This is a genomic window from Granulicatella sp. HMSC31F03, from assembly GCF_001807725.1.
Taxonomy (GTDB): Bacteria; Bacillota; Bacilli; order Lactobacillales; family Aerococcaceae; genus Granulicatella; species Granulicatella adiacens.
The window spans coordinates 1-6,841 of record NZ_KV790861.1; the positions used below are offsets into that span (position 1 = coordinate 1).

General features: G+C 33.3%; 8 protein-coding genes and 1 pseudogene. 4 read left to right on the forward strand and 5 right to left on the reverse strand.

Features of this window, described 5'->3' with window-relative positions; translation table 11 throughout:
* From HMPREF3106_RS06165 to HMPREF3106_RS06180, 5 genes and pseudogenes are all read right to left on the reverse strand, one after another.
* Positions 1-229, reverse strand: a pseudogene (locus HMPREF3106_RS06165) (ISL3 family transposase); the annotation flags it as partial.
* Positions 230-400: 171 nt separating this feature from the next.
* The gene (locus HMPREF3106_RS09305; RefSeq protein ID WP_083281615.1) at positions 401-1,075 is read right to left on the reverse strand and encodes a DUF2326 domain-containing protein; all 675 of its coding nucleotides are present in this window, start codon (positions 1,073-1,075) and stop codon (positions 401-403) included.
* A 323-nt stretch (positions 1,076-1,398) separates the two neighbouring features.
* Positions 1,399-2,058 carry an AAA family ATPase gene (locus tag HMPREF3106_RS09310; RefSeq protein ID WP_083281616.1) on the reverse strand — a complete coding sequence of 220 codons (660 nt, stop codon included), beginning with the start codon at positions 2,056-2,058 and terminating at the stop codon, positions 1,399-1,401.
* Positions 2,036-2,275, reverse strand: a complete 240-nt coding sequence (locus tag HMPREF3106_RS06175) for an ABC-three component system middle component 7 (protein WP_070445069.1) — start codon at positions 2,273-2,275, stop codon at positions 2,036-2,038. Before HMPREF3106_RS06175 ends, HMPREF3106_RS09310 begins: the two co-directional genes overlap by 23 nt.
* Positions 2,262-3,458 (reverse strand): ABC-three component system protein, encoded by a 1,197-nt coding sequence (locus HMPREF3106_RS06180; protein WP_070445072.1) that lies wholly within the window; start codon positions 3,456-3,458, stop codon positions 2,262-2,264. Before HMPREF3106_RS06180 ends, HMPREF3106_RS06175 begins: the two co-directional genes overlap by 14 nt.
* A 618-nt stretch (positions 3,459-4,076) precedes the next feature.
* Between HMPREF3106_RS06180 and HMPREF3106_RS06185 the strand changes: the two genes are divergently transcribed.
* From HMPREF3106_RS06185 to HMPREF3106_RS06200, 4 genes are all read left to right on the forward strand, one after another.
* Positions 4,077-4,661, forward strand: coding sequence for an RNA polymerase sigma factor (locus HMPREF3106_RS06185; RefSeq protein WP_070445075.1), 585 nt, complete (start codon positions 4,077-4,079; stop codon positions 4,659-4,661).
* Positions 4,662-4,998: 337 nt separating this feature from the next.
* Positions 4,999-5,406, forward strand: coding sequence for a phage holin family protein (locus HMPREF3106_RS06190; protein ID WP_070445077.1), 408 nt, complete (start codon positions 4,999-5,001; stop codon positions 5,404-5,406).
* Positions 5,407-6,261: an N-acetylmuramoyl-L-alanine amidase gene (locus HMPREF3106_RS06195; RefSeq protein WP_070445080.1), complete on the forward strand. Its 855-nt coding sequence runs from the start codon at positions 5,407-5,409 to the stop codon at positions 6,259-6,261.
* 272 nt (positions 6,262-6,533) lie between these two features.
* Positions 6,534-6,841 (forward strand): LysM peptidoglycan-binding domain-containing protein (locus HMPREF3106_RS06200; RefSeq protein ID WP_148129417.1); only part of this gene is annotated, 308 nt, incomplete at its 3' end.

Genomic DNA, 6,841 nt, shown 5'->3' on the forward strand with positions numbered 1-6,841 from the left:
GTAGGCCTGAAACAGAACAGAGAGTGATACGAGAGATTTTCGTGCCGTTTTTTACGATATTATTATTTTGGCTAACACATCCACAAACCGTACAAAATTCTGGTTTATGCGTATATGTAGCTGAATAAAATAAAGATTTTCTCTTTTTAAATGTCTTCTCTTGAACTGTATTATCCCAGATAATGTTTTTATCTTTGATTTGTAGCGTGGCTTCTAGTATATTGTTCATATGGTCATCATCCTTTTGTTTTAGGTTTAGGCGCTTTTAATATAATGGATGTTGGCCTTTTTGTATACACTAAAATAGGGTTGTGGAAAATTTCCATCAACCCTAAAAATTATAGAACTATTATTTTTATCGATAGAATAAGCTACACGTTTATGGTTCTATAACTTTTTATTATTCACTCTCTTTATGATCCGAATGAACCTCATTCCAAGCTCTACCAAACAATTCAGATCCTCCAGGTTTTAAAGTTAATACAGTGTTTTTAGCTAATATTTCTTGTGCACCTTTAGTGTAAGAAGTTCCTTTATCAAGAGCGATAAAAACCTGTTTTTTTGTTTTTGTATAAAGTTGTAATATTTTTTCTAATGCGAAGTCTTCAATCTGTTTTAATAAAAAAGAGTCGTGTATTATTACAGGTAGTTTTGTTAGTTCCATTACAGCTAAGTCGAAAAGAACTAACCCTTTATATTTCGAACCAGTCCCACCATCTTTAGGCGTAAAAAACGTATAGTGATCTGCATCGGATATATTGAGAGTAGGGGAAGTTTTTCTTCCATTATAAATTTCATCATTTAACTGGTGCATGCGCTTATTTAGATCGTCTTGAAATTGTGTAATCACATCTACGATTAAATTATCAAGTTCAGCTTTTAGAGTGTCTTTCCTTTCTTTTAACTGATCAGCTTTAATAAAATTATCGTTTGCTTTTTGTATGTTCGTAAGCTCGTTTTGTAGATTTGAATATTTTTCTAGTATTGCTTGAGTAACATTGGGAAGAGACTTTTGATCCTTCAACTTTGCTTCAAGCTCAAAAATCTTTGAATTTGTAACCTCAAGAAGATTCAAAAGTTTTTCTTCATTTTCTTTAAATTCTTTATTTAGAATTCTTGAAATTTTTCTATGAAAATCTTCAATTTCTGCTAAACGTTCTAGATTTACTTTTGGGAAAAATTCTAAAAGCTGCTCATAAGTATTTTGATATGATATTTTACTAAAATTTTTATCAAGCTCAGCACTCTTTAGTTGGGAATTAATGATAGCTTTTTGTCTTTTGTAATGCGATAATTGTAATCTTAAATCAGCAATCTCTTTTGCCTTTAATGAGTCTATGTCCAGTAAGCCCTCAGAATTATCTTTTACTAGGTCCTTTAATTCGCTTTGTAAAATTTCTATTCTTTTATTATTTTTTTCAAAGCTTTTTTTGTTGTGTACAGATAGAATAAGCTCATATTTTTTGCCTTTTTAAATACACTTTCTTCTTCTTTAGCATCCTCATAGATTTTTTTCTTTTCAGCAATTATTGAATATTTGTCAAATAATTTAATCATGCCGTTAATAGCAGCTGAATCAGGTTCTTTAAGAGCAGATTTTATAGGACGATTTTCATCACAGGTATCTCTGCCATAAATTCTAAAAAATCTGCTTACTGCTCCCCTAAATGTCAAACCTGGCAAGTTTAAATCATATTTTTCAGTTAGAAACTTGTTATAATCATCAATACTGATTTCTTTTAAGGGAGAAAAGTTAGAATCACATATAATTATTTTTGCGAAATCTCCAGTAGATCTTGAAAAATAGTACTCAGTACCATCAAAGTCAAAGACAAATTCAAAGGAGTAAGGACCTACCTCTTCTTGAATATGTATAGACTTTTTAATGTAGTCTTCACCACCAAAAATGAAATCTATAATCATCAGAAAAGTAGATTTGCCAATAGAGTTTGCCCCTGTATCATTACCCATTACAACATTTAATCCCTTATGGAAATATATCGGTTTTCGTTTTTCCCCTTTTTCTATAAAGGAATCACTCTTCATCATCTTTAACATAATGGATTACCTCCTCATGTTCATCTAGTTTAATTTTTTCGAGTATAAACAGACAGTATAAAATCTCCATATATTCAGACATATTGTTAACTTTCGTTTTTACTGCTTTATATAGGTCAGATGGTGATAAAGGGCCAGTTTTCAAGTTATCTAAAACAGGTATAAACTTAGCAACAATACTTTCCTTAAATGGAGTTACTTTACTAGGTAATTTCATGGAACACCTCACAGTTCTGAATGAAAAATGCAACTACAATATCACAAGAAATTCTGTACTTCTGTGAATTAGGCATGTTTAGTTGTTTCATAATCCATTCTGAGATTTTTGCGAATATTTCTTCTTGAGAGTTACAAGTAGGATGGATTGTCTCATATGCTAGTTTTATTTCAGAAGCGATGATATTGAACCTATTTTCTGAGAAACTATTTAATTCAGAAAACAGTTTGCGAATGAATTTGTAATATTGCAAAACATATGAAGTAACGGTTTGCTTTAAGACAAAACATGATGGATCAATTTTCTCACTTATCAATAAGGGATCAAGTCTAAAATTTTGTATTACAGTATTGGAATCAATGTCGTATAGGCTATTAATAATATTTTTAATCTCATCCTCAAGATTCAAAGTAGATAGTTGCACCTGGATCTGATAGTTCTTTTTAGCATACTCCTTTAAATCAAATAATTTTATGTATTCATCTAATTCAGGTTTTAACAAATATGATTCAGAACAATCTGAGCATAATGCAATCATGTTATCAGAAGAATCTAAATGTACGGCTGGTGTTCTATTGGCAATAAATAAATCCTTTTTATCCGAAGATAAATCATTCGGGAAAATTTTAGTTATTTCATATTTTTTCACACTCTTGTTTTTTATTTTTTTAATAAGTGGAGAGTGACAGAGTGGACATTGATAATCCACTTCAGATAAGAGTGGAATATCATCAGTTCTCAATTCCTGATCAAGAGCCTTATTATCTCTATTTAATGCGTATAAGAAACATTGACAAAGGAAAATTCCAAGATTATTAGATGCTAGTAAGTTATCTAAATCGGCTTTCTTATTTGAAGGAACCGAGATATCATTAGAATATAAAAGTTTTAGTTGATGGCATATATCATCGATTAAATTAAAATTTATTTTTGGAAATACTACATTATCAAAATAATCTTCAGCTTTAGCAATGATCTCAGGGTCGGCTGAAGCTTTTTTTATTTCATTTTGTACGTCAACCTTTCGCTGAATCAAACTTGTAATAAATTTGGGTTTTAAATCCACGGGATTCTTCATAGATAAGCAAACAGAATCAAATAATATGCGAGTCACATTTTCTTGGGTATCTTGCATACCTGCTTTTAGGATCGTTATATAAGCCGAAATAGTAAATTCTGACAAAAGAATATCTCCTTTCTGAGAAATGGGAAATTTCAGAGTAATTCCACGCCAATTTTGGGGGAAATACTTTTGATGGATATTTTTATAGAATTTAATTGTAGGTAAGTGATGTCACGAGCTTAAATCTATTAAGTAAATTATATCACAAAAAACTACACAATTATAGAAGTGAAATATGTGTTTGCATATCTCAATAAAGCAAACACAGAAAGGTGGTTAAAAATGATGGCAAAGAACACAAAAGCACACATCTAAGACAGTAGCCAGCAAAGCTTTTCGTAATTGTGGTGTCAGTAAGAAAGCAAACTCTGTAGCCAGAATTGCACTAGCACAAACTAAAAAGAGCGGAAGGTATGCTCTAAAAATTAACCTTCTATAAGGAAATAGTGACTGATTTAAATAATCGGTCTACAAAAAATATCACAGAGCCTGATTAGCTATAGGGCAATGAGATACATCATAAAGTTCTCATGGATTTAATATCTGTGAGGTGCTATATGAAGTACCTCTATTTTCCTATAGCTAATTTTGGGAATGAATAGTCGGTACTTTATCTAGTATCGGCTATTTTTGTATCTCTTGCCTTTATTGCTGACGGCAGAAAGGCAGGGATTTCTAATGAGAATCCGTAAGACAAAAAAAGAAGACCGAATGGTCTACAAATACAAAACATCAAGAGGAATAATCGTCATTAAACCTGGAGAGGATGATGTCACAGAGATTGATATCAAGTTGTTACACTCGATAGATGATAGTGAGGTTTACTATAACCTCAAGAATCTAAGACCCGAAAGAACAAACGAGGAAAAAGCTGCAATTAAAGAGTGGCGAAAGAGCTTCATAGAAAACTTCAAGAGAGAACACGGTTATGAACCCAATAAGTATATTGTGAATGATGCCGTGGAAGAAGAATTTCCAAGGAATTATAACCTGTCATTAGACTTTGATAATGATGGGATGATTGATCCAGATAAGCGTCTGATTGAAACTCTTGCTTGTAAAGAATCGACTGCTTCTTTTGACTGGTCAGAACGAATGGAAACAGTGTTAGAACGATTAACTGAGAAGCAACGCTTAGTAATCGAATTGAAGTATATGGAAGGATACAAACAAAGTGAAATCGCAAAAATTATGGGAGTATCCTCTGCAGCGGTGAAAAAGCATCTTGACAAGGCAAAGGCTGTAATCCAGGAACATTATTAAAAAATATTTGGGTGGGGTTAAAATCCTGCCCAATTTTTTTGCCTGTGATGTGTAAGGGGGAACACTAGTCAGGTTAGAGGAAAGAGATAGTAAGTTTTCAATAAGTGAAAAAGTAGGAGGAAGTATCGATTTACCTCTTCCACAAGTTGGTGGATTTGGGGTAGGAAATCATCTAAGTTTTTTTAATTTAGATACGATGACAAGATTCGAGAATGAAGATCGTGGTTGGGATGGTCATTCAAGTAACGAGATGAAGCCAGCTATAAAAAAAGTAGACAATTATGATAATTTGCAACCGTATATATGTGGAAGTGAACTGCGTAAAAGGAGGAAAACAATGAAAACAACATTAATGAATATTCAAGATGGGATGTCTGTTTTGGGAGGAATTTTAGGATGGTTTTTAGGAGGGATGGACGGGTTACTGTATGCTTTGGTGACATTTGTAGTATTGGACTATATTACTGGCATGTTAAACGCGATAGATAAGAAACAACTATCTAGTTCAGTCGGATTTAAAGGGATTGCTAGAAAGATTGTCATTTTCACGTTGGTAGGTATTGCTAATATTTTAGATGTGCATATCCTAAGCAGAGCAGGAGTTCTTAGAGCAGCTGTTATTTTTTTCTATCTATCGAACGAAGGAATTTCAATTCTTGAGAATGCTACTAAATTGGGACTTCCTATCCCAATTAAATTACAAAATATTTTGGAACAGTTAAATAAAAAAGAGGAGGAAAAATAAATGGTAGAAAGAATCAATGAAACATTAATGAGTGATAGTGGTCGTTTAGTCAATTTGGAGTTCGTCGTGATTCATAACGATGCAGGATCTATGACACCAAAACAATATATCGATTGGTTACGTTATAGAGACAAGGCATTGGGAATCGCGCATTATTATTGTAATCGAGATTGTATTGCTCGAGTAGTAGATACGTTTAATATCGGTTACCATACTGGAGATTGGTGGAGTAACTGTCGTTCGATTGGTTATGAAGTATGCGAAAGTATGAAAGTGAGTGACACTGAATTTCTACAGAATGAAGATGTAACACTCATGCAAGCTACGGAAGATTTATTGTTCTATGGTTTACCTATTACACCTCAGACAGTAAGGCTTCATCATGAGTTTGTACCTACAACGTGCCCTCACAGAAGTATGGAGTTACATGGGGGAAGTACCGAAAGTGTGAAGAAATACTTTGTGAATCGAATGAATTACTTTGCAAGCCTTGGCAGTACTGTAGATGAGATGTTAGGAGGTTCTACCGTATCTCCAAGTACCATTGAATCAGATAACATGCCATATAGCAGTCAGTCAGATGAAAATATTGCACGAGAAGTCATTAAAGGATTATGGGGGAATGGTAGTCATCGTGTGACACGTTTGTCTAATGCAGGTTATAACGTTGATACGATTCAAGAGATTGTTAACCGCATGTTAAGTGGGGACATACCATCCGTAAACTTGGACGAGATTGCATTACAAGTCATCCAAGGCGATTGGGGAAATGGTTCTGACCGTCAAGCACGATTGGAAAATGCTGGGTACGATTATCAAGCAGTACAACAACGGGTGAATGAGTTGTTAAGTTAAGAAAGTGAGCCTACTAATGATTGTTCATTAGTGGGCTTTTTAAATAAATTTTTCAGAGGGTTAATTTTTTTAGTGATTTTGTCGACTGAGATATGAAAGGCAGAGGATAAAATTATTAAAAAAATTTTTTGAAAAATTGTCCGATTTTGTCATTCAAAAAGGCGATTAAGTGAAAGGAGAGATACAAAATGAAGATACGAGAATCACCAATCGGGAATTGATTGACTCAACATGTAAAAACAAATTTTTATAAAAGAAAGAAGGAAAAAATTATGTTTAATAATTCAAATAGCAACATCATAGGAGCTTCAGGATCATGGGAAAAATACACTGTTAAAGCAGGAGATACACTGAGCGGTATTGCAGCTAAATTCCATACAACAGTGGAAAAATTAAAAGCAATCAACGGTATTAAAGATGCTAATAAAATCTATGCGGGACAAATCTTGAATGTTCGAGGGACGTATACAACTGGAGGCACTTCCTCTTCAGGGACGTCTGTGAACTATACCACTACTACTTATACTGTGGTATCGGGAGATACATTGAGCGGTATCGCAGAGCGCTACGGTACAACAGT